This window comes from Fannyhessea sp. C0108B2, from assembly GCF_056583915.1.
The window spans coordinates 39,953-63,925 of sequence record NZ_JBWPJQ010000007.1 but is presented as its reverse complement, the minus strand read 5'-3'; the positions used below and the strand labels follow the sequence as shown (position 1 = coordinate 63,925).

Here is a 23,973-nt window from a genome sequence, read left to right as displayed (position 1 = left end):
CTACCCCCTCCGTTTATTTATTAATAAAATTTAACTTTATCGTTAGCTTTAAACAGACATACTTTATCTTTTACAACTTCGCACATGGCTTCAGTACATTCTGGATATATAACATTAGGCTCTCTAATGCTTTCGCTTCTGGCTAAAACCTCTCTACATTTTTGATGGAATGCCATTTTGATATCCGAGGAAATATTGATCTTATTGATACCTCTGTTTACAGCTTCAGCGATTTCAGCGTCTGGATTTGATGAACCACCATGTAAAACAAGTGGGATTTTTACTAATTCTTTGATTTCTGAAAGCAAGTCTAATTTTAATTTAGGAACAAAGTCTTTTGGATATACTCCATGAGCTGTACCAATTGCTACTGCGAGAGTGTCACAACCTGTTTCGTCGATAAATCTCTTAGCATCAGCTGGAACAGTATAGGTAATATCTCTAGATCCACCATATTGGTCACTTGCATCAGAACCTATTGTTCCAATCTCGGCTTCAACTGAAATATCAACAAGATGAGCAACGTCAACTACTTTTTTAGTAAGTTCGATGTTGTCTTCAAAGCTGAGTCGGCTTCCATCAATCATAACCGAAGTAAATCCATCCTGTATTGCCCTTACAACCTGAGCTAAGCTTGCACCGTGGTCTAAATGAACTACAACTGGAATTTTTGTTTTGTATGCTTTATCAAGTACAGTTTTTACAAAGCTATCACCTATATATGACAACTCGTCGGGATGAATTTCAAGAATTACAGGTGAGTTTAATTCTTCGCACGTTTTAATAACACCATTGAGCATTGGCAAAGATGAAATATTAAACGCAGGTACAGCAAACTTTTTCTCGTTAGCAACTTTTAATAGTTGATTCATATTTAATAGCATAGTTCCTCCCAAAATCCAAATTTGTTTTCACTCACAGCGCAACCAATCAACATAACTGTTGATTACATACTTAAACCATCACATCGCAGCCTCCTTAATACAACGTTTTTTATACGAAACAATTTTTAATATCAGTTTTATTTGAAGCATTCAGTAATTTATGTAATATCGTTTCATCTGCTAGATAAGAAGCAACTTCGGATAAAATTGCCAGGTGATTGTCTGCAAAATTTTTGCCATTTTTTACAACAAATAGAACGATCACCTTAACACCTTTACCGTCTAAAGTTTCCCATTCTATTTCGTTCTGTAATTTTGAGATCATAATGGTGGTTTTATTTACATAGTCACTTTGACCATGAGGTATTGCTACATAATCTCCTATGCCGGTAGTTCCCAATTTTTCTCTTTCAAGCACATCATTGAGAAAACCTTCTTTGTCGGAGATATAATTATGTTCCAACAAAATATCTGTCATTTTGCTTAGTGCATCAATTTTTGAATCGGCTTGTAAATTTTCTACCATGAGATCATCGTCTAATATTTCTAAAACGCTCATATTGCCTCCAAAAAAAGAATATTACATTACCTACAACACTTACGCCCTCCACGAAATATCATTACATAATACGATGATATAGTCAATTAAAAAAAAGTCAATGGATAATCTAAATCGGTGCGAATTGAAATTAAGGATTTATGTAGTAAAATCGATGGTACGAATGATTACACAAGAGGTGCTTATGAAACCAAAGCTGGCAGAGGCAAATGTAATTGAAACATTTAAGAGTAAGTATAACTCGTTGTTTAAAGCTGAGAAAAAAGTAGCAGAATTTATAATAAATGATCCTCATAAAGCGTCGTTAATGAATGTAAAAGAAATTGCATCTTTTACTAAAGTCAGTGATGCAACGGTAGTAAGAATGTGCCAGCATTGTGGTTATGAAGGCTTCTATCAAATGAAGATTTTGCTGCTTAGAGATTTAAACGATGCCAACGTTGCAGATTTTAAAGACTTTAATGAAAAGCCCATTCAGCTTTTTCTTAATAGAAAAAAGGGGCTGATTGATACAATCAATAGCGATCAAAATATTAAACATATAAAAGATCTTATAAGTTTAATATTTAGGTCAAAAATAATTTTGATATGTGCTGCGGGTAATACAATGCCTATAGCACTTGACTTAGATTTTAGACTAAATCGTTTAGGCTTTAATGCGTATACATCCACTTCTAATGAAAAGTTATTAAATTACGTGAGTAATTTAAAAAAAGACGATTTGATTATTAACATATCAAAATCGGGTCTTTCAAAAAGCATATTGCAAATTAGCGACATTGCGAAACGAAATCATGTGAAACAAGTTTGCATATCATCGGATGTAGATTCTTGCTTATCAGAAAATGCTGAATTTACGATCTTTTCAGGAAGGCTTTTTAACGATATTAACGATTCCCATAATGGGCTTGAAACACACATAGGGGAATATATCGTTAATGATGTAATCATAGCTTTTATTATCTCAATTAAAATGAATAATAATGAATTTATCAAATCACAAGAATTAGAATACGAGTTTTTCTCGTCGTTGAAGATATAGCGCAATTGAATTGGTTATGTAACAGACGTATACACTGATATTGATTCCGCGTGTTTTGATCTGTATACAGTTGGTTTAATTGATTAATGATTTTTTTGGATTAGTTTATAAGTTTGTAATCCTTTAATACGTTTTAACGCCGTGTATATGCTTTTAACAGGCATTTTAATGCACACTTAACCTAGATTTGAAAAAATACTTATAAAATATAAAGATTACTGAAAATAATGCTTTTTTTTTTATGTTCATTGAAGTACGCTAGTAATTGTATTCAATCTATGAAAGGAGCTTAAACATGAAAAGAATACACAGTACGATTTTAAAAATGTTCTCTGTAATGGTAGTGCTTTCTACGCTTGTATTTATTGCCGTACCTGCTTTTGCGGATGAATTTCAATTTATAAATGTAACAGGAAAATTTGAAGAAGGCGTCGGCGTTAAGGAAGAAGGCGTTGGTATTCTTAGTTGCCAAACAGCAGAAAAAGGTGTTGCGGTTAACCCTGATGGTTATCAGTTAAATAACAAAAACGGTGGTTTTACCATTACCAATATTTCGTATCTGATTTTGCCAGAAAACGAGAAACCAGTAGGTAAAACACTCCAAACGATAGCTGCAAATAAAATATCTATTCCTACTGATAAGATGAAGGACGGAACGTATAAGCTTTACGTCACTGATCAACGTGGTAGCAGTAACGGTAAACTGTTTATTTTTAAGTTTATCGTGCGTCATCCTAATCCCATTATTAATGTTGTAACAATAAATGAAGGCGGAAAACCTTATCTTCAATTGACGTTTTTGAACGGCGATACAAAAAAAGTTGATTTGAGCAGCCTGGCTGGCCTTAAAGGAGAAAAAGGCGACAAAGGTGACCAAGGAGCTATTGGACCCAAGGGTGACCAAGGCCCAGTAGGTCCTAAAGGTGACAAGGGTGACAAGGGTGACAAAGGTGACCAAGGAGCCGTTGGACCCAAAGGTGATAAAGGCGATAAGGGAGATCAAGGCCCTGCTGGCCCTAAAGGTGATAAAGGCGATAAGGGAGATCAAGGCCCTGCCGGTCCAGTAGGTCCTAAAGGTGACAAGGGTGATAAGGGTGATAAGGGTGACAAAGGTGACCAAGGTCCTGCCGGAGCTCCAGGTAAAGATGCCGCACAGTCGCAAATTCAAAGCTCTGATCAGCCTGACGTACAAAAGCTTCCACAAACGGGAGATCCTAGCTCGTGTGCGTTGCCGCTCATTATGACGGGCTTGACTCTTTCGGCTTGCGCGCTTTCAAAGAAAAAAGCCTGCTAATTTTTTGCAAAGCACGTAAAACGCAAAGCGCATAAACGCGCATAAAAGCACGCAAACGTATTAGAACCTGCATCGGCTGTTGCATTGCCAACAGCCGATGTTTTGTATCAAACATTCATTCTATTGCAGCAGCTGCCCATGCGAATCAAGCCGCTTGCCGTTGTGTTTTGCCTCGTAATTAATCAAATTAGTAAAAGTTCCCTGCATACCATGAGGGATATAACTCATAAGCGAGAGATCCTTTGGCAGATAATCAACCAAACTCAATTTTTCTACCTGTGAAATCTGCGCAGGCAACGCACCCACAATGTATTCTCGCGCCAACACGCGTGCACCTTGCTCACTTAGTTTTCCTTCGTATTGACTCATAGGTTCATCTGGTCGATCAGCTCGTGCATTGTCCGATTCCCACGTACATGTATAGCCCGCGCGCACAAATTGCGTTTTGGCAAATTGCATAAGCGGATATGAGTCTGTTTTAAACGTCAGCTTTGCACCTTTAGCCAGCAAATCGCGATACACCAACAAATTATCAAGATACACCAAGCGATCACGCGCCTGCTTTTTACGCGGAAACGGGGTTGGAAAATTAAGGTATATACGTGCCAACTCGCCTTGAGCAAAATATTCATGCAAAAGACTCGAATGCGCGCAAAATACCACCACATTAGAAAGCTTCTCGTCACAAATCTTCTGCGCCGCAATGGCTATGCACAACGGCTCTATATCCACGCCAACAAAGAGCACACGGGGCTCGCGCCGTGCAGCCTCAAGTGTAAAATTTCCTTTTCCGCACCCCAAATCTAAGCGAACTTCTTTAAATGATGCTTGCACATATTTGCCATGTTCGTCCTTTTCACACGGGCAACACCAGTTGCACCATGAACCGCGAAGCGTTTTGGGCCTCTCTACGATTGCTTTCTGGTAGCGTATAAGACGCTGTGCGAGATCAAAATTTTTTCCAAGTCGTGCGTGAAGTGCGTGCATGCGTATTCTCTTTCGCGTAATTATTACCTTAATAAAACCGCGTTTTTGCCGTGTGTCATCTGTCAAAACAAAGACACGTTCCTACTGTGGTGGACTACCATAACAAAGACGCGTTCCTACTGTGTGCGGCTTTGATGTTGGCCTCACAATTTGTTTTCTAAAAAATATGCATCTAAGAGACAAAGCCACAATAACATGGTAAAGGTATCACCAATAAAAGTTTCAGCACTTTCTCGGTGTTCATAGAATATGCGGTTCATGCTTGAGCATCTGTCAAATTCTGTGGTTCGTGTTTGAGCATATAAAATTATGCGGTTTGCGTTGGAGCACGTACTAAATTATGCGGTTCGCGCTTGAGTACCTACTAAATTATGCGATTCGCGTTTCACTATTCATTTGTTTTATAAATACGGATGCATTTTAACTTTCATATGAGCACCTAAGCGTAAGTGATACGTAATTAACCAAAGTTAACTTGTTGGTAAGTTAAGATACGGTATTTTTAGTCGCATTTTGAATAAAAAAACAAGAAGTTTATTGCAATAATTTGCATTAAATATAAATAAAATACAAAAAAGTGTAGAAGGTATGAAATACAAGGGATTTTATGGCTAAATATTACATGATTGTTTCCAAACTCACAAAAGTCTTTTAACTTTTGCTAAAACATGGCAAAGTAATACGCAAGCAAAAAAGAGTGCGTACTTTACGAACGAAATAGAGATGGCTTTGCTTTCAAAGTATCACGTGCCAATTACGGCATCACGCGTCGCGCTTCGTTCGCCCAGTGCGTTTCATCTTCGTTGCTTACGTTATACACGACAAGCTTTAGGAAAGGTAGGATTAAGATGGATAAAATTACCCGTCGTAATTTCCTTAAGGCATCAGCCGTCTCCATGGGCGGCATCGCCGCTTCGGCGATGTTGAGCGCTTGTGGTGCAACTGATGAAAATGCAGGTGCAGATAAGAAGAAAATTGTGCGTTTTGGCTTAGCCAATGCTAAGGTTCCTCTTGATATGCAACGCAGCACCAATTCGCTTTCCGCTTCAATTTCGGATAGTATTTGCGAATCACTGCTTCGTTGGGATGAAACCAACAAGTTGGTTCCTGTTTTGCTTGAGTCAATTCCTCAATTTGAAGCTGACGGTGTTACCTTGCCATGTACGCTTAAATCGGGCGTTAAGTTCCATGATGGCTCAACGCTTACTTCTGCGGATGTTAAATATACGTTCGAGCGTATGTTTACCCCTGAAACTGCTGCTAAATCTACGTATATGTATTCATCAATCTTGGGTGCCGCCGAGATGCTTGCTGGTAAGGCTAAAGAGCTTGCTGGTTTTAAGATTCAAGATGATACGCATTTTACTTTTACGCTTAAAGCTCCTTTTGCGGCTTTCCCGTCTAATTTAGGTATTTCTTACGCGCATATTTTCCCCAAGGATGCATGCGAAAAGGCAGGTAAAGATTGGGGTCAGGGTACTAACCTTATTGGTACTGGTCGTTATAAGCTTGTTTCAAATGATGAAACAACCGAAGTTGTTCTTGCTCGTTATGATGACTATCACGATGGCAAGCCTGCTCTTGATGAGATCCACTATAAATACTTTGACGATCTCAACACTAAAATGCTTGCGTTTAAAAATGGTGATATCGATTATTGCGACCTTGATCCTTCGTTGCTCGCTCAATATCAGGCAGATCCCGATGTTAAAGATCTCATTCATCCATTTCAATCATGTGGTGTTCACTTTATTAACCTTAACCTTAAGCAAGGCAAAGGCCTTGAAGATGTGCGTGTTCGTCAAGCTCTGTCGCTGGCAATTAATCGTCAAGAACTTGTTGATACTATTGCAAGCGGAAGCGGTGTTGCAGCAGGTGGATGGCTTGCTCCTCAAACGCCTGGTTCGCTTAAAGATTTGGGCGAGATTGAGTATAACCCCGAAAAAGCAAAAGCTTTGCTTGCAGAGGCAGGTGCTACCGATCTTAAACTTACCGCTAAAGTTCGCGCTGGCTTAAGCCAAAAACAAGCTGTAGCCGTTCAGGACTATTGGTCAAAAATAGGCGTAAATCTTGATGTTCAGGTAGAAGATGCTGGTGTTTGGGCTAAAGACTGGGCAGATGGAAACCTTCAAATTACAACACTTGGTTGGTATCCACTTTATGCAGATGGAGATAATCACCTGTATACGTATTTCTACAGCACCACCGCTGCTAAAAAGTCGTCATTCTACAATAATCCCGAGGTAGATGCTCTCTTAGATAAGGCGCGTGCTTCTCATGATGAACAAGAGCGTGCAGATATCTACAAGCAGGTTGATACCAAGATCACTCGCGAAGATTATGCAACCATTCCGCTTTATTGGCCAAAGGGAACCTTTGTTGCCAAGTCTTATGTTAAGGGTGCAGCCGTTGGTAATCTTATTTATCATACGTTTGAACTTGACGTTGATACATCGGATCCAAATTATAATCCACAAAACTAATCAGTGGTTTCATATGCGGTTTATGTACGTGTAAGGTAAAGAGGTGCTGCTGATGTGGCACCTCTTCTTGTTTACGTTCGTAAATTATTGCATAAATAAACAGAGTTATACGTAAATTTAGGCATTACGTCCTTTATGTTACGTTTTAATAACAAAATATAGGTATTTTTTTAACATACTTTATAGTTGTACATATACATTTCCAAAAAGGAGAGGGGGAAATGGCGTGAAATATTATATCGTTAAACGTATTTTGCAGGCATTAGCAGTTGTCTTATGTATATCGCTTATCACATTTTTTGTTTTGAATATTGTACCCGGAGATCCCGTTCGTATTATGATGGGCGATATGGCAGATGAGGCTACCGTTAATCAGGTTCGCCACACCATGGGCTTAGATAGACCAGTTGTCGAGCAATATACCACGTGGTTTACGCATATGATACGGGGAGATTTTGGCGTATCGTATGCCCAGCATAAGCCCGTTATCGCCTTGCTTGCAAAAGCTTTTGCGGTTACGCTTAAGCTCTCGGGTTCCGCCTATATCCTTGCTCTTGTGGTGGGCGTAAGTGTAGGCACGCTTGCAGCAGTCTTTCATGGAAAGGCGCTTGACCGCGCGTTGATGTCGTTTTCAATTTTTGGTATCTCAGCTCCTTCTTTTTGGGTTGCTATTATTGTTCAAATTATTTTTGCGCTTCATCTTAAGTGGTTTCCGCTTTCGGGAATTAAAACACTTGCGAGTTTTGTGCTTCCCTGTATTGCGCTTTCAACGCGTTATGCTGCAAGTATTTCGCGCGTTACGCGTACTTCTATGTTAGAGGTGCTTAACCAAGATTTTATGCGCACTGCCGAGGCCAAAGGTCTTGCACGCGTACGTATCATTTTACTTCATGGTCTTCGAAATGCAGTTATTCCTATTATTACCATTGCAGGAGCGCAATTGGGCGATATTCTTACCGGATCGCTTATTATCGAAACGGTTTTTGCAATGCCGGGTATGGGAAAGCTGCTCCTAGATGCTATCAATGCGCGCGACTTACCGCTCATTCAAGGCTCTGTTATGTATATCGCGTTTATTTGTGTTGTAGTTTACCTAATTGTCGACGTGCTGTATGCACTTGTTGATCCGCGTATTCGTTTGGGTAAGGAGGCAAACTAGTATGAAGCTATCTACGTGCATCAAAGGCTTTAAGAAGCCCGATCTTGAGCAACAAGCAAAGCGTATACAAAAAGCCTCTTCTCATAGTGGATACTGGTCTATGAGCTGGAAACGTTTTACACGCAACAAATTAGGACTGTTTTGTTTGGCAGTTATCTGTGTGCTGTGTGTGATTGCTATCTGTGCGCCGCTGTTATCGGCATATGATCCCAATGCTCAATCCTTGCCAAGTGCATTGCAAAAGCCCAATCCAACACACATTTTTGGTACCGACGAGTTTGGTCGTGACATTTTTGCGCGCATTGTTTTTGGATGTCGCATTTCACTTTCGGTAGGTATTATTTCTCAGATTATTGCCCTTGCGCTTGGCTTTTTTGCCGGTGTATGCGCAGGCTATTTTGGTGGACAAACCGATGCTGCTATTTCGTTTGTCATACAGGTTTTTTCTTCGTTTCCGTTTTTGCTGTTTGCAATTCTTATTATGTTTGTTATGGGACCAGGCCTTATTAACCTCTATATTGCGTTAGGTCTGCTGATGTGGACCTCAACCGCGCGCCTTATTAGAGGTGATGTGATGCGTCTTAAAAATTCTGAATATATTCAATCATGCATTTTAAGTGGCGGAAAAAGTTGGCGCATTATTATGAAACACCTCTTGCCAAACTGTGTTTCCACCTTGATCGTTGTTTCTACGCTGGGTATTCCCAATGCTATTTTATCCGAAGCCACGCTTTCATTTTTGGGTTTGGGCGTACAGCCTCCTATGGCAAGCTGGGGTCAAATGATTGCCTCTTCTCAACCCTATATTCAATCCAATACCTATTACAGTGTTATTCCAGGGTGCGCAATTATCATCACCGTTATGGCTTTTAACCTGTTAGGTGACGCTCTTCGTGATGCGCTTGATCCAAAACTTAATCGATAAGAGGTCAGTATGAAACGTGAACTCAAAAACCCTCATAACGAAACTACACTTTGTGCTGATAAAGAACTTGTTCAAACATCAGATGTTGCTTTGGAAGCTGCTCAGAAATCAGACTCCTCGTGCGATGCGCAAAATCTCTTGCAAGTACAAGACATTGATGTTTCGCTCGAACTTGAACAGGGAAGCCTGTTAGCTCTTAACCGCGTAAGTTTTGGGATGCGTCGTGGTGAGACTTTGGCGGTTGTAGGGGAGAGCGGTTGTGGTAAATCGATGACGGCGCTTTCGATTATGTCGCTTTTGCCTCGTCCCATAGCGCACGTTACACACGGCTCTATTACTTTTAACGGACATGACATTACGCACTTATCTCATAAAGAGCTTACGCAGTATCGCGGAAAAAGAATGAGCATGATTTTCCAAGAGCCCATGACCTCGCTTAATCCCGTTATGAGTGCTGGAAAACAAATTCGCGAAGCACTTCTTGCGCATAATCGCAATCTTAGTAAAAAAGAAGCGGATCTTCGTGCTTTGCATATGCTAGAGCTAGTGGGAATTCCTGCTCCTCAAAAAGTGTTTAAGAGTTATCCGCACGAGTTATCTGGTGGTATGCGTCAGCGCGTGATGATTGCGCAGGCGCTTGCTTGTGAGCCTGAGCTTTTGATTTGCGATGAGCCAACAACGGCTTTGGACGTAACAATTCAGGCACAAATTTTACAGTTACTTGATGATATGAAAACCAAGCTTAACACTGCCATTATGCTTATTACGCACGACATGGGTGTTGTGTCCGAAATGGCTGATTGGGTTTTGGTTATGTATGCAGGTCATCAGGTTGAATATACGCGCGCGTACGAGTTATTTACCAATCCTTTACACCCGTATACCTCAGGACTTATAAATTCCATTCCGTCTCTTGATACCTCTGTTGATACCCTTTTTGCTATTGAAGGAAGTGTTCCTATGCTTTCTGATATGCCAAAAGGTTGCCCATTTCATCCAAGATGTCCGTTTGCAAAAGAAATTTGCCGTACAAAACGTCCGCACATGGTGCGTACAGACGCTAAAGCATCTGATGCGTCTGTTTCCTGCGAGGCAAACGAGTCCGCAATAAAAACGCCTGATACTCGCAGCGAAACAACTCACGAAGTTGCTTGCTGGAAATTTTCAAAAGAATGGGGTGAGGCATAATGACCACTCATATTCATCACGATAATACTCAAAGTCAAAGTACGGATGCATCTTTGTCAGCAGCTCGTAAGCACGTACCTTCGTCTGCAGAAAACCTTGGCTATCAGCAATCGCATGACAAAACGCCTATTTTAAAGGTTCGCAATCTGACCAAAAGATATCCAGTTAAATCCTCGGTTTTCTCGCGCAAAAAAAGTTATGTTCACGCGCTTGAGCATGTGTCGTTTGACGTTCATAAAGGCGAGACATTTGCAATTGTAGGTGAAAGTGGTTGCGGTAAATCAACTACAGGAAAGTGCATTTTACGTTTAAACGATCCAACTTCTGGAACGGTAGAGCTTAACGGCTGCGATTTTACAGCGCTTAAAGGAAATGCTCTTATCGAAGCTCGAAAATCCATGAAATTGATTTTTCAGGATCCCTATAGTTCACTTAATCCTCGCATGACCGTTGCCGATATTATTGCCGAGCCGATAGATATTGCGCACAGCTATGCATCCCGCGAAGAGCGTGAACGCATGATAGAAGACGTGATGGAGCATGTAGGGCTTGATCTTTCGTATAAAAACCGTTATCCGCATGAGTTTTCGGGCGGTCAGCGCCAGCGTATTGGTATTGCGCGTGCAATTATTTTGTTGCCTAAGCTCATTATCTGCGATGAACCCGTATCGGCATTAGACGTATCTGTTCAGGCAAAAGTGATTAACCTGCTTAAAGAATTGCAAAAAAAGCTTGGTCTTGCCTATATTTTCATCAGTCATGATCTGTCTGTTGTAAAACATATTAGCGATACGGTTATGGTTATGTATTTGGGTCACACTATGGAGCGCGGCTCTAAGAATGATTTGTTTTCTCGACCTTTGCATCCGTACACGCAGGCATTATTGGATGTTATTCCGCGCATTGCACATGAGAGAATCCAAGATAAGCGCATTTTGCAAGGCGATGTTCCAAGTCCGGTGAATCCGCCTTCTGGATGCGTGTTCCATACACGTTGTCCGCTTGCGCAAAGTGTTTGTGCGCAAAAGGAGCCCGATTTGGTGGAAATTGAGCCCGGCCATGTATGCGCATGTCATGTGGTGCAACAGCGCTTTGCAAAAAGTTTGGAGCAAGCACATCAAAAACTGTGTACAAGTTAAGACAGCTGTGTTTTGCGCGCTGAGCAAGTGTGCAAAATATGACACATGCCAAAAATTGCATCAGTAAAAAAGTAACCTAGTACGTAAAGGAGTACAACAGATGAGTGATGTAGTTGAACGTTTTATGAGATATTGTGCCATTCCGTCGCAATCGGATCCTTTTAATGCGCAAGAGGTTCCCTCAACCAAAAGTCAGTTTGACGTATCGCGCGTTATCACTGCAGAACTGAAAGAGCTTGGCGCCGAAAACGTTGAGCTTGATGAGCATGCATATGTAACCGCATTTTGGCCTGCGTCAAAAGGCTGTGAAGATTTGCCAACACTGGGCTTTTGTACACACGTTGATACAGCGTGGCAATCATATGGCTCTCCCGTTCATCCGCAGATTAAGCATTACGAAGGCGGAAAACTTACCATTGGCTATGATCGTCATGGCCGTGAAGTGTATGTATCTCCTGAAACTAATCCTCAGCTTGAGCATATGGTCGGGTGGGATTTAGTTACGGCAGACGGTACATCGCTTTTAGGTGGTGATGATAAAGCAGCAGATGCCATGATTGTTTCTCTACTTGCTCGTCTTAAAGAACATCCCGAAATCCCACATCCACGCCTTGCTCTTTCATTTGTTCCCGACGAAGAAATAGGGCACGGAGCTGCGCTTTTAGACCTTAAGAAGTTTGGCGCAACGTTTGGCTATACCATTGACGGAGGACCTTTAGGTGAGTTTTGCTACGAAACGTTTAATGCAAGTGAGGTTATCGTAAAGGCAAAAGGTTTGTCCGTTCATACGGGTACGGCTAAAGGTACGCTCATCAATGCGTCAGAGGCGCTTATGAAATTTCATCAGCTTATTCCTGCACAAGAGCGTCCTGAATACACCGAAGGCTACGATGGTTTTTATTATTTGAGCTATATTAAAAGCAGTTGCGAAGAGGGCGAAGCTGGCTACATTTTACGTGATCATTCAAAAGAAATTATGGATAAACGCAAACAAACGTGCTTGGATGCTGCTCAATTTGTTAATCGTCAATATGGTTCTTGTGTTTTAAGCGTTGAAATAAAAGATCAGTATTTTAATTTGGCTGATGTGGTTACTAAACCCGAGAATAAACACCTTATCGAAAATGCGCGCAAGGCTTACGAAAAAGTGGGCGTTCCCATGAAATTTGTTCCTATGCGTGGAGGTACCGATGGTGCTCAACTTTCGTTTAGAGGATTTGCAGCTCCTAATTTATCGGCATGTTATTATAATGCGCATGGCGTTCGTGAGTTCGTTCCCGTTCCCGAGCTTGAAAAAATGGTCGATATGCTTGAGGTTCTTATTGGGCTGTATGCTCAGCCTTGTGCATAAAAGCGCAGCTTTGAGAGGTTTTAGGCGCCGTATGTATACGTGCGTATTTTGGGTGCTCGTATAAGACGCGCGTATAAGACGCTTTCAGAAGAAAAAATCTTTGTGTATGAAAACACCCTCTTTCATGTGAAAGAGGGTGTTTAGTTTACACATATGAACAGTTGTGCTGATAACAAGTGTGCCTTTACCAGTGTGCTTTTACCAGCGCTCCTGTATTAGTTTTCACGCTCGCTATCTTGCAAAAGTGACATTAACGGTGGAATGATTTGTTTCTTGCGGCTTACAACGCCTTTGAGCACAGCCATGCCATCAACAGGTTTTACACCAAAAGCTTGTTCAACGATGGTTGCAATTTCGCTGGCGTCTTCGCCCCAGAACATCATCTCGGTTGTTTTACTTTTAACATCGGTAAACATATAAAAGACCATAGGAAGTTCGTAGGACTCAGCACCAGTTTTAAGATAAGGTCCAACCAATGCTTCTGCAGCTTTGCGTGAACTTTCGGTCATGAAGCTTGCTTGTCCAACACCAAAGTGAGCTTTGCCTCGTGAAAATACCTTAAAGTCACCGTTAAAGACGTCTTCTGCGGTGCGACCTGTTAAATCGGCTCCTGCATCAAACATTGCGTCAGAGTAGGTTGGAATATCCTCACCGCAAATAGCTGCCAATGCTTTACCAGCGTCAACATCAAGATGTGTGCAAGTAGGCGATCTAAATGCAAGGGTATCGGACATAATAGCAGATAACATAAGTCCTGCAATGTTCTTAGGAATCTCAACGCCTGCTTCTTTATACATGCCATAAATAATAGTTGAGGTACAACCAACGGGCATGTTACGAAATAGTGCTGGGCTTGAAGTTTCAATAGAGCCAATGCGGTGGTGGTCGATGATCTCCATAATTTCGGCCTGCTCAAGACCATCAACTGCTTGAGAACGCTCGTTGTGATCAACCAAAATAACGTGCTTCTTTTTGATTTTGAGCATATTAGTTGAACCAACAACGCCAACATATGAACCGTCTTCGTCTAAAACAGGGAAGAAACGATGACCCGTTTGAGAGATAGTCTTTTTAGCATCGTCTACAGTGGTGTTTACCGAGAAACGAATGATCTTTTCGGTAGGAAGCATGCACGCGCGTACAGGAATTGCCATGGAAATAAGGCGTGCAGCAGCATAGGTATTATAAGAAGTGGTAATAACGATGCAATCACGCTCTTTTGCGCTTTGAAGTACAACATCGCTTGGAGATGCACCGTTGCAAATAACAATGCATGAAGCACCTGCACTTACTGCAAAGTTTTGGGTTTCGTAGCGGTTAGTTGTTAAGACAACATCGCCGGCGTCAATCATACCATCCATCATTTCTGGAGAGGTGCCAACACGAACATGACCTTGGGTTAAGCTTGCGTTTTCGTCACCGCAAAGAAGCTTTGCATTAAGCGTTGTTAAAATGTTGGTAACGGGTGTGGCAGCTTTTGTTAAACCTTCATCGTCTAAAATGTCCATATTTGCATTAGCGATGTCTTTAACAGCAATAAGACCTTGCAGCATATTCTTTTCATCGATAACGCATAAGGTACCCGAGCTGATTTCTTTCATAAGATTCCATGCTGCAAATAAGCTGGTAGAAGAGCTAATAGCTGGAAGTTTTGAAATATCGGTATCTTTGATTTGAGGAGCCACAGAAGTGATGAGTGCTGGCTCATCAAAGCCAAAATGTTTGAGCGCAAATGCTGTTTCGCGGCTTACCGTACCAGCACGTCGTGCTTCATACTGTGTGGTGCCTGTTTGATTTTTAAGATATGCATATGCCATTGCAGAACAAATGCTGTCGGTATCAGGATGAAGATGGCCGATAACATTTACTTTACGTATAGCCTCTGTCATGAATAACTCCTTTATAGGTAATTACATACGTTAATGTATGGATAAACATACAGATATTTACGCGAGGATTCATGCATAATTGTCTGTATTTTTAGTTGTAATTATGGTACCTGTTACCATGCACAAAACCTACCTTCATCTAAGCTTTGCACAAAGTCTCTAGTTTATGCATCAGCGTACCAACGTAACTATTATTTTTTGTCACGGTGCATTTGTGCATGTATAGCAGATGACTACAATCTGTCATCAAATTTGTTCATTTTATAAGCGTATAGCTGTTTTTTCATGAGCGTTCGTTGTAGGACATATGACGCTTCATAACTCCTTCATAAACCTGTGCATGTATTGCTATACAAATACGTATAAATGACCCATGCGTACGGAAAAATTGAGTGGTATATGACCAGTGAAGGATAGTCATCTCAAGGCATATCCTCATAAATAACGCTGAATATAAAATTGTCGAAAGTTTATACCCACTAATCTGCAAATATATAAGTCGAATAGTTTTTGTGAAGATGAAAACATTTTGGATAAACTCGTTGCTTATCCGCCGAGTTTATATGGACTACGTTATGGAGGGGTTATGAGTAAGCATGACACGCCGGTGTGTGATCCAAAACAATCCGACGAGATGCAAAAAACCGCATCATCAAACGATTGTGTTACGTTAATCGACAGCGTAGAGTCTTTAGAGGTTCAGCTGAAGAAGATGCGTAAAGCTCAAAAAGTTTTTGCAACATTTACGCAAGAACAAGTTGACAAGATTTTCTTTGAGGCTGCTATGGCAGCAAATGAGGCTCGTATTCCTTTGGCGCAAGCTGCGGTAAAAGAAACGGGCATGGGTCTTGTTGAAGATAAGGTTATAAAGAATCACTTTGCTGCTGAATATATTTATAACGCATATCGTCACACTAAAACTTGCGGTACCATTTTTGAGGATAAAGCGTACGGCTTAAAAAAGATTGCCGAGCCTATTGGTATTGTCGCCGCTGTTATTCCAACAACAAATCCAACTGCTACGGCTATTTTTAAGTCACTGGTGTGCTTAAAAACTCGTAATGCTATTTTGATTTCTCCTCACCCACGCGCAAAAGCATCAACCATTCAAGCTGCTCGTATTGTGCGTGACGCTGCAGAAAAAGCAGGACTTCCACGCGACATTATTTGCTGGGTTGATAAGCCTTCTATCGAGCTTACTAATACCCTTATGCACGAAGCCGATATCATTTTGGCAACAGGTGGTCCGGGCATGGTTGCTGCTGCATATAGCTCAGGAAAACCAGCTCTTGGTGTAGGTCCTGGTAACAACCCTGCAATTATTGATGAAACCGCTGACATTTTAATGTCGGTCAACTCAATTATTCACTCCAAAGTCTTTGACTACGGTATGATTTGTGCTTCCGAGAATAACGTTATCGTCTGCGACAAGGTTTATGATCAAGCAAAAGCTGAATTTGCTCGTCGCGGCTGCTTCTTCCTTGAAGGTGACGACATTAAAAAGGTAGGAAATACCGTTATTGTTAATGGAAACATCAATCCTAAGATTGTTGGTAAGCCTGCACCTGTTATTGCCGAGATGGCAGGCGTTAAAGTTCCCGCTTCAACCAAGATTCTTATGGCAGAGGTTACCTCGGTTGAGCCTGAGGAGCCTTGGTCACACGAGAAACTTTCACCAGTTTTGGGAATGTATCACGCAAAAGACTTTGACACCGCTATTAAAATGGGCGAGCGTTTGATCGCCGAAGGTGGTTATGGTCATACTGCATCTTTGTTCATTAATACTAATGAAAAAGAGAAAATGGCAAAATACGAGCAAGCTATGAAGACCTGCCGTATTCTTATTAATACTCCTGCTGCACAAGGTGGTATTGGTGACATCTATAACTTTATGCTTACACCATCATTAACGCTTGGTTGCGGATCTTGGGGTGGAAACTCTGTATGTGGAAACGTAGGAGTGATGAACTTGCTTAACATTAAATCTGTGGCTGAGCGCCGCGAAAACATGCTTTGGCTCAAAACTCCTGATAAGGTGTACTTCAAGAAGGGCTGCATGCCAGAAGCTCTTAAAGAGCTCAAGTACGTGCTCCACAAAAAGCGTGCATTCCTTATCACCGACCAATTCCTTTACAAGAGTGGCTTTACCAAAACTATTGAAGACACGCTGGACAGCCTTGGCATTGTTCACTCGTGCTTCTGGAATGTAGCACCAGATCCATCGCTTCAATCTGCACGCGAAGGTCTGGCTCAACTTCGTGCTTTTGAACCTGATGTTATTCTTTCCATCGGTGGCGGTTCTGCTATGGACTGCGGTAAGATCATCTGGTTTATGTACGAGAATCCTGAAGAAAAGTTCGAGCACATGTCAGCCGACTTTATGGATATTCGTAAACGTGTATACGAATTCCCTGCAATGGGTCGTAAAGCATACTTTGTTGCTATTCCAACGTCTTCTGGTACTGGTTCTGAGGTTTCTCCTTATGCAATTATCACCGATAAAGACACTGGTGTTAAATGGCCTATTGCCGATTACCAATTGATGCCTAATATGGCAATTGTTGATACCGATAACATGATGACTCAGCCTAAGGGCTTAACCTCTGCGTCTGGTGCCGATGCAATGACGCACTGCCTTGAGTCGTATGTTTCAACCATGGCTTCTGACTACACGCAAGCTATGAGCTTAAAGGGTCTCAAGCTTATTTTTGAGACTCTTGAAACTGCTTACGACGAGCCTAACAATGTATATGCTCGCGACAAAATGGCAAATGCTTCTTGTATCGCAGGTCTTGCATTCTCTAATGCATTCTTGGGTATAGTTCACTCTATGGCTCACAAGCTTGGTGCTTTCCACCACATTCCTCATGGTTGGGCAAATGGTGTTTTGCTTACGCGTGTTATGCGCTATAACGCAGCCGAAAAACCAACGCGTATGGGTACGTTCCCTCAATATGAGTATCCTCACGCTAAAGCTCGTTATTGCGAAATGGCTCGTTATTGCGGCATCACGGGCGCTAACGACGATGAAGTCTTTGAGAAATTTATTGCCAAAGTTCAATCAATTCTTGATCACATTGGCGTAAAGAAGACCATTGCAGAATACAATGTAGACGAGAAATACTTCCTCGATACGCTTGACGAGATGTCTGAGCAGGCATTTAACGACCAATGTACGGTAAGCAACCCACGTTATCCTTTGATCAACGAGATGAAGAATATCTACTTGGATGCTTATTATGGTCGCGAGCCTAAGTCGTACGAAGAGTAAACAAGTGCATTAAGCTCTTTATGTGCTTTTAAGCTACGCGCATTCGATAGCCCTGTAAACCTATGTTTACAGGGCTTTTTGTTATGGTGAGATTAGCCATTTCGTGTATGACACAGCGTTAAGAGGGCGTTTATAGTGCGTTTATAGTGTTCAAAATTTTAATGCGTTCAAAATTTGTAAGTAAGACGTTAATTTTTTCGAGAAATAGGGCAAATACGCTAAGATAAATTCATACGTACAGAAGTTTTGGTTACGTTGGTGAGCCCTTGCCTCAGCTCCTGGGGAATTATAATCGGGAATCAATGTATCAAACAAAATTATCCCAGGAGGATTTTGTGAAAGAGTATCTTGAATCCGCAGATGAAGTCTTAAGTAGCCTTCATACTCACGAAAAAGATGGTTTGTCTTCGGCGCAAGCATCCAAGTTATTGGACGAATACGGGCTCAACAAGCTTGATGAAGCGCAAAAAGATTCTATCGTGAAACGATTTTTTGCGCAGATGGCAGACCCCATGGTTATCATGCTTATTATTGCGGCTGTTATATCGCTTATAGTAGGTATCTATAACGGTGAAGGTGATTATGCCGATGTAGTTATTATCATGTTTGTGGTTATTCTTAACTCGTTCTTAGGTGTTGTACAAGAGCTTAAAGCCGAGGAAGCACTTGCAGCTTTACAAGAGATGACTGCCGCACAAAGTAAAGTTATGCGCGACGGTTCGCTCCAAAGTGTACCTTCATCGCAACTGGTTCCTGGCGATATTATTGTCTTTGAAGCAGGAGATGCAGTTGGTGCCGACTGTCGTATTTTAGAAAGTGCTTCACTCAAAATTGAGGAAGCGGCGCTTACGGGAGAGTCGGTTCCGGTATCTAAAGTTATTGATATGTTACATCTTGGAGCGTCTGAAAAAGACGTGCCTTTAGCCGATCGTAAAAACATGTGCTACATGGGCTCAACGGTAGTTTATGGTAGAGGTCGCGGATGTGTTGTAGCAACAGGCATGAAAACAGAAATGGGTAAGATTGCTCATGCGTTAAGCAGTGTTCAAGACGAGCAAACTCCTCTTCAAAAGAAGTTAACCGAGCTTTCGCACAAGTTAACGGTATGGGTTGTTGCAATTTGCGCGATTATTTTTGCTGTTTCGCTTATTAAACATGGGTTTGAATTTTTATCTAATATTGAACTTGTATTGAACACATTTATGGTTGCCGTTTCTTTGGCAGTAGCCGCTATCCCCGAAGGTCTTGCTGCGGTTGTAACCATTGTTTTATCTATCGGTGTAACTAAGATGAGCAAAAAGCATGCAATTATTCGTCAGCTTTCTGCAGTAGAAACGCTTGGTTGCACGCAGGTAATTTGTAGCGACAAAACGGGAACTCTTACACAAAATAAGATGACGGTTGTTGAGCGCGTAACGGGTAATTTAACAGCGCATTTACGTACCATGGCGCTTGCAAGCGATGCTGTGTGGGATGATGCTACACATACAGCTCAAGGTGAGCCTACCGAAGCTGCGCTGGTAAGTGACGCTGCCAAAAATGAATTCACCACGTCATATCTTAAACAAACACGTCCGCGTGTTGGTGAAGCTCCATTTGATTCAAGTCGTAAAATGATGTCGGTTGTGGTGAATAATAACGGATCATATATGCAGCATACCAAGGGTGCACCTGATGTTATTTTGTCGCATTGTACCACGTATCTTTCCGAAACGGGCATTGTGCCGTTTACTGACGAATTAAAAGCATATGTTATCGAGCAAAATAAGCAACTTGCCAATAAGGCGCTTCGCGTGATCGCATCTGCGCGTCGTGATTGGGGTAGCAGTTGTCCAGAATCGTTTGATGGCGCATATCTTGAACATGACATGTGTTTTGTAGGACTTTCAGGTATGATCGATCCTGTTCGTCCCGAGGTTAAATCGTCTATAGACGAAGCAAAATCTGCTGGTATACGTGTTGTTATGATTACGGGAGACCACATTGATACAGCGTGCGCTATTGCTCAACAATTAGGAATTATTTCTTCTCGCAAAGAAGCGCTTACTGGCGCGCAATTAGATGCTCTTAGTGATGAAGAGCTCGACGCAACTATTGAATCATATGGTGTATATGCTCGTGTTCAGCCCGAGCATAAGGTTCGTATTGTAAGTGCGTGGAAGCATAAGCAAAAAGTTGTTGCAATGACAGGCGATGGTGTCAATGACGCGCCTTCTATTAAACGTGCAGATATTGGTATTGGTATGGGCATTACAGGTACCGATGTTACTAAAAATGTTGCTGACATGGTGCTTGCTGATGATAATTTTTCTACCATCATTAATGCGTGTCGAGAGGGAAGACGTATTTACGATAATATTCGTAAATGTATTCAATTTTTGCTTTCTTCAAATCTTGCTGAAGTTATTTCGGTATTTGTTGCTTCATTTATTGGCTTTACTATTTTGGAACCAACGCACTTGCTTTGGATTAACCTTATTACCGATTCGCTGCCAGCTCTTGCAATGGCAACCGAAGGCGCCGAGCCAGGTATCATGAAACGCAAACCTCGTAGTTCCAAAGACGGTATTTTTGCAGGTGGCGTTGGTGTTGATATTATGTTTCAAGGTATTGCGATTTCTGTACTTACACTCATTAGTTATTTTATTGGCCATTATCTTGAATTTGGCACTATGGATATATCTCAGGTTCTTCAGAATCCAAGCGCAGGTATTCATGGAATGACCATGGCATTTTTGACGCTTTCAATGGTTGAGATGTTCCATTCGCTGAATATGCGTAGTATGCATCAATCCATTTTTACGCTTAAGAAGCAAAATATCTGGTTGTGGGGCGCTTTTGTGTTTGCATTGTTGCTTACCTATTTGGTTATCGAAACACCGCTTGCGCAAGCTTTTAACTTTGCCGAAATCGGTTGGGAAGAATATGCAGCTGCCCTTATTTTAGCTGCGCTTATTATCCCAATTGTTGAAATTGAAAAATGGTTTGCACGCCGCGGACAGCGTGCATGTGCATAACGTTTTTGCTTTAAGATTTGGATGCGTATGAAGTCGTTAAAGCATAAGATTGCCAAGAAGGTTCATCAGAAGGCTTGTGTTGATGCGTGTGAAGCGCATGCATTACATGTTGGGGGAACTCAAGGAAACGAATCAGGCGTTTCATCTGATGCTTTTGTTGATGATGATGCTGGTATAAACGTTGAAAGCCCTTCTTCTACCGCGGGTCTTGCAACTTTCTTTCCTAGCTTTAACGACTTTTATGTATCGCCTGCTATTAGCGAAGTAGCCGCGCGCGAAATTCGTAATCTTTGCAGTGAGCATCATGTTGCTGAAGATACGTTGTTTTTGGGTAAATGTATAAGCCTTGATAGAGGATTTCCTCTTATCTGTACCAAAACGGCTACTATTCGCTGTGAGTTTTCTGCGCTGTTGACTAAGTCGAAGTCAGAAAAAAATGTTGTTGTTGGTGACTGGCTTATCGTGGGGATACCTTGTAATCACGAAATGGGCATTATGTACAAAATTTTGCCGCGCGTGCATACGGTAAGTCGTTGGAGGGGCGATTCCCGTGCACAAATGCAGGTTTTAGCTGCTCACGTTGATAAAGTTTTGCTTGTTCAACCGTTTACGCGCGCAGGTTTGGATTTGGCGCGTATTGTGAGAACGGCCGTGATTGCACAAGACTGTGGGTGTTCGTGTGCTGTTGTTTGCACAAAAGTTGATCGAGTTGGTCTTTCTCAATATAAAGATGCGCTTATGACCCTCAGCGCGTTATTAGCCAATCAGATTGAAATTGTTGTTTCTTCGCAGGATTTGCATTTTATGGACAGCGCTGCGTCTTATAAAGAGTTTGCAGCTGAGCATGGCGTTCATTGGGGTGTGTCTGAGATTTTGCAGCTTGTGGGTAGTAAAACCTGCGCCATGCTTCTAGGTGAGTCGGGAGCTGGGAAATCTAGTCTGCTTAATTTGCTTCTTAAACGCCCCGTACAGCGCGTTGGCTCTACACGTTCAAAGGATGATAGCGGACGTCACACCACTGTTTCGCGTCAAATGATTGCTCTTCCATTCGCTGGATGTATTATTGATTGTCCGGGACTGCGAACTTTGCCGCTTATGGGTCATGAGGCAGGTTTGGCTCAAACGTTTCCGCTTTTAACCGCGGCGGTCGAACATTGTAAATTTAGAAATTGTTCTCATAAAAAAGAGCCTGGATGTGCTGTTCGTGCGCTTGAAGCTTCGCGTCAAGTTTTTTCTGGATCTATTGATATATATGTGGCGCTGTTAGACGAAATGAATTCATCTGCTCATATGCTTGATAAGGATATTTCTCATCGATATATCTAAGACATGGTTACAGCTTTGTGCGCTGTTGGTGCATGAATAACTGCTTGTTTGTAGTTATGGGTGCGTGGAAATCATGCCGAAGTTGTTGTGGTGCGGTTATCGTCATCATCGCGACGTAACCTTACGGAGCGACCACTACAGTTACTACGACGCAACCTTACGGCGTAACCATTACAGCCACCGTGACGTAACTTTACGGTACGACCATTACTGCCACCGCGACGCAGTATTACGCCACAATATTACACGGTATCCATCACACTATCTTCACAAACTCACAACTTTGATAATTATCGTTTTTGTTTTTTGCACCCCTTCCATATTCTTCTGCATAGTTCATTATTGCTATTTCCATTTAGCTTTTAGAACATCCAAGGAACCAACTCGTCTTTTAAAGTACATTTCCTCAAGCTATTTATAAAGGATCTTCCTTAGTACTTTTGTGCAATTTCTACTAGAAATTAGGCATGCTACCTGCACGTTTTGTGCATGCCTCTTTTCGTATTCTCGCGTTATCGTTCGATATTTTGTGAGAGTATGTCCTCGTAATATTTTGTGCGAGGAGGTGGACGATGTCGCTAAAATTTCGTTTGTTATGTGCTGTGTTATGTGCACTTTTGGCTATGTATACCAGTTTTTCTTATGCGCAATCCGTGCGTAGTGATGCACAAAAAGCTCGTGATGATGCAATTGCCTCATACGGTGGAGATGTAGTACGCCTTGTTGTTACTACTCATCCCTTGCAAATTGGTGACACGATTAAAGCTGAGGACATAGTTGTGCGCGACTGGGTTTCGGACTTGGCTCCAAAAGATGCATATTTAAACAGTGATGACGTGATAGGTAAGGAAGTCAAAGTTGCAGTAGGCGAAAATGTACCCCTTTCAACCATGCATTTTACAGAATCGGATACCGAACTTGTGATTCCTAATGGCAGAGTTGCTCTTAGTTTACCTATGAATGAAAGACTTGGTATAGGACTGCATATTACTCCTCGCACTCAGGTACTTGGATACGAAACTAACAACAAAACTACGCATCTTATTACCAAAGATATGGTTGCACTGTGTGTAAAGGAAGCTCAACCAGCACAAAATATTCCTGCGCAATTGGTGTTGGCGGTATATCCCGCAGATGTCACGCGCGTGCTGTCAGCTGCAGCCACTCAAAGTTTAAGATTGGTAATTCCTGCACAAGATGTACAAGACCTTAAAGATGATTCGCAACAAGTGGAGAGCGATCATACAAAAGAAATTCCCTCGAATAGCGTGCTTCGTAAAGATGATTCCCCAAAAGAAAAAGATCCTGCGGAAAAAAGTTCTGAGCGTGGTTTGAAAAAGAATGATACGGCTTCATCAGTACTAGTTACAACTGAATCAAAACATACGTAATTTTAATTGTGCAAAGCTCGTTTTAAGCGAAATGTGTGTAACAAATTAATACATTGTGCACGTAGTTA

The 23,973-nt window shown here is 41.6% G+C and carries 16 protein-coding genes; 12 read left to right on the top strand and 4 right to left on the bottom strand.

Annotated features, from left to right (window positions below; translation table 11 throughout):
- Window positions 1-20: 20 nt before the first annotated feature.
- Window positions 21-872 carry a ketose-bisphosphate aldolase gene (locus AC1DBT_RS04625; protein ID WP_480018787.1) on the bottom strand — a complete coding sequence of 284 codons (852 nt, stop codon included), beginning with the start codon at window positions 870-872 and terminating at the stop codon, window positions 21-23.
- A 121-nt stretch (window positions 873-993) separates the two neighbouring features.
- Window positions 994-1,443, bottom strand: coding sequence for a PTS sugar transporter subunit IIA (locus tag AC1DBT_RS04620; RefSeq protein WP_480018786.1), 450 nt, complete (start codon window positions 1,441-1,443; stop codon window positions 994-996).
- A 184-nt stretch (window positions 1,444-1,627) separates the two neighbouring features.
- On the opposite strand from AC1DBT_RS04620, the gene AC1DBT_RS04615 reads away from it, so the two are divergent.
- Together AC1DBT_RS04615 and AC1DBT_RS04610 are read left to right on the top strand one after the other, a co-directional pair.
- A complete protein-coding gene (locus AC1DBT_RS04615) occupies window positions 1,628-2,485 on the top strand; it encodes a MurR/RpiR family transcriptional regulator (RefSeq protein ID WP_480018785.1) in 858 nt (285 codons plus the stop codon).
- Between the two features lie 295 nt (window positions 2,486-2,780).
- Window positions 2,781-3,779: a hypothetical protein gene (locus AC1DBT_RS04610; protein ID WP_480018784.1), complete on the top strand. Its 999-nt coding sequence runs from the start codon at window positions 2,781-2,783 to the stop codon at window positions 3,777-3,779.
- A 120-nt stretch (window positions 3,780-3,899) separates the two neighbouring features.
- Here the strand turns inward: AC1DBT_RS04610 and trmB are convergent, their stop codons facing one another.
- Window positions 3,900-4,766 (bottom strand): tRNA (guanine(46)-N(7))-methyltransferase TrmB, encoded by an 867-nt coding sequence (trmB, locus tag AC1DBT_RS04605; RefSeq protein WP_480018783.1) that lies wholly within the window; start codon window positions 4,764-4,766, stop codon window positions 3,900-3,902.
- An 848-nt stretch (window positions 4,767-5,614) separates the two neighbouring features.
- Between trmB and AC1DBT_RS04600 the strand changes: the two genes are divergently transcribed.
- The 6 genes from AC1DBT_RS04600 to pepT all read left to right on the top strand — a co-directional run bounded on the left by AC1DBT_RS04600 (window position 5,615) and on the right by pepT (window position 13,011).
- Window positions 5,615-7,249 carry an ABC transporter substrate-binding protein gene (locus AC1DBT_RS04600; protein WP_480018782.1) on the top strand — a complete coding sequence of 545 codons (1,635 nt, stop codon included), beginning with the start codon at window positions 5,615-5,617 and terminating at the stop codon, window positions 7,247-7,249.
- A gap of 226 nt (window positions 7,250-7,475) precedes the next feature.
- Window positions 7,476-8,408, top strand: coding sequence for an ABC transporter permease (locus tag AC1DBT_RS04595; RefSeq protein ID WP_480018781.1), 933 nt, complete (start codon window positions 7,476-7,478; stop codon window positions 8,406-8,408).
- Window position 8,409: 1 nt separating this feature from the next.
- A complete protein-coding gene (locus AC1DBT_RS04590) occupies window positions 8,410-9,333 on the top strand; it encodes an ABC transporter permease (protein ID WP_480018780.1) in 924 nt (307 codons plus the stop codon).
- A 9-nt stretch (window positions 9,334-9,342) separates the two neighbouring features.
- On the top strand, window positions 9,343-10,521 hold the full coding sequence (locus AC1DBT_RS04585; RefSeq protein ID WP_480018779.1) for an ABC transporter ATP-binding protein: 1,179 nt from the start codon (window positions 9,343-9,345) through the stop codon (window positions 10,519-10,521).
- Window positions 10,521-11,660, top strand: a complete 1,140-nt coding sequence (locus tag AC1DBT_RS04580) for an ABC transporter ATP-binding protein (RefSeq protein WP_480018778.1) — start codon at window positions 10,521-10,523, stop codon at window positions 11,658-11,660. Before AC1DBT_RS04585 ends, AC1DBT_RS04580 begins: the two co-directional genes overlap by 1 nt.
- 100 nt (window positions 11,661-11,760) lie before the next feature.
- Window positions 11,761-13,011 (top strand): peptidase T, encoded by a 1,251-nt coding sequence (gene pepT / locus AC1DBT_RS04575; RefSeq protein ID WP_480018777.1) that lies wholly within the window; start codon window positions 11,761-11,763, stop codon window positions 13,009-13,011.
- A 215-nt stretch (window positions 13,012-13,226) separates the two neighbouring features.
- Here the strand turns inward: pepT and AC1DBT_RS04570 are convergent, their stop codons facing one another.
- A complete protein-coding gene (locus AC1DBT_RS04570) occupies window positions 13,227-14,900 on the bottom strand; it encodes a putative manganese-dependent inorganic diphosphatase (RefSeq protein ID WP_480018776.1) in 1,674 nt (557 codons plus the stop codon).
- A gap of 634 nt (window positions 14,901-15,534) precedes the next feature.
- Between AC1DBT_RS04570 and adhE the strand changes: the two genes are divergently transcribed.
- The 4 genes from adhE (at window position 15,535) to AC1DBT_RS04550 (ending at window position 23,905) form a co-directional block, all read left to right on the top strand.
- The gene (gene adhE, locus AC1DBT_RS04565; RefSeq protein WP_480018810.1) at window positions 15,535-18,171 is read left to right on the top strand and encodes a bifunctional acetaldehyde-CoA/alcohol dehydrogenase; all 2,637 of its coding nucleotides are present in this window, start codon (window positions 15,535-15,537) and stop codon (window positions 18,169-18,171) included.
- 335 nt (window positions 18,172-18,506) lie between these two features.
- A complete protein-coding gene (locus AC1DBT_RS04560; RefSeq protein WP_480018775.1) occupies window positions 18,507-21,188 on the top strand; it encodes a cation-translocating P-type ATPase in 2,682 nt (893 codons plus the stop codon).
- Window positions 21,189-21,215: 27 nt separating this feature from the next.
- Window positions 21,216-22,514, top strand: a complete 1,299-nt coding sequence (gene rsgA, locus AC1DBT_RS04555; RefSeq protein WP_480018774.1) for a ribosome small subunit-dependent GTPase A — start codon at window positions 21,216-21,218, stop codon at window positions 22,512-22,514.
- Between the two features lie 572 nt (window positions 22,515-23,086).
- Window positions 23,087-23,905, top strand: coding sequence for an SAF domain-containing protein (locus AC1DBT_RS04550; RefSeq protein WP_480018773.1), 819 nt, complete (start codon window positions 23,087-23,089; stop codon window positions 23,903-23,905).
- Window positions 23,906-23,973 lie beyond the last annotated feature (68 nt).

Coding starts and splice junctions, on each gene's coding strand:
- AC1DBT_RS04625 (WP_480018787.1), bottom strand. CDS start 872: ATGAATCAACTATTAAAAGTTGCTAACGAGAAAAAGTTTGCTGTACCT.
- AC1DBT_RS04620 (WP_480018786.1), bottom strand. CDS start 1,443: ATGAGCGTTTTAGAAATATTAGACGATGATCTCATGGTAGAAAATTTA.
- AC1DBT_RS04615 (WP_480018785.1), top strand. CDS start 1,628: ATGAAACCAAAGCTGGCAGAGGCAAATGTAATTGAAACATTTAAGAGT.
- AC1DBT_RS04610 (WP_480018784.1), top strand. CDS start 2,781: ATGAAAAGAATACACAGTACGATTTTAAAAATGTTCTCTGTAATGGTA.
- trmB (WP_480018783.1), bottom strand. CDS start 4,766: ATGCACGCACTTCACGCACGACTTGGAAAAAATTTTGATCTCGCACAG.
- AC1DBT_RS04600 (WP_480018782.1), top strand. CDS start 5,615: ATGGATAAAATTACCCGTCGTAATTTCCTTAAGGCATCAGCCGTCTCC.
- AC1DBT_RS04590 (WP_480018780.1), top strand. CDS start 8,410: ATGAAGCTATCTACGTGCATCAAAGGCTTTAAGAAGCCCGATCTTGAG.
- AC1DBT_RS04585 (WP_480018779.1), top strand. CDS start 9,343: ATGAAACGTGAACTCAAAAACCCTCATAACGAAACTACACTTTGTGCT.
- AC1DBT_RS04580 (WP_480018778.1), top strand. CDS start 10,521: ATGACCACTCATATTCATCACGATAATACTCAAAGTCAAAGTACGGAT.
- pepT (WP_480018777.1), top strand. CDS start 11,761: ATGAGTGATGTAGTTGAACGTTTTATGAGATATTGTGCCATTCCGTCG.
- AC1DBT_RS04570 (WP_480018776.1), bottom strand. CDS start 14,900: ATGACAGAGGCTATACGTAAAGTAAATGTTATCGGCCATCTTCATCCT.
- adhE (WP_480018810.1), top strand. CDS start 15,535: ATGCAAAAAACCGCATCATCAAACGATTGTGTTACGTTAATCGACAGC.
- rsgA (WP_480018774.1), top strand. CDS start 21,216: ATGAAGTCGTTAAAGCATAAGATTGCCAAGAAGGTTCATCAGAAGGCT.
- AC1DBT_RS04550 (WP_480018773.1), top strand. CDS start 23,087: ATGTCGCTAAAATTTCGTTTGTTATGTGCTGTGTTATGTGCACTTTTG.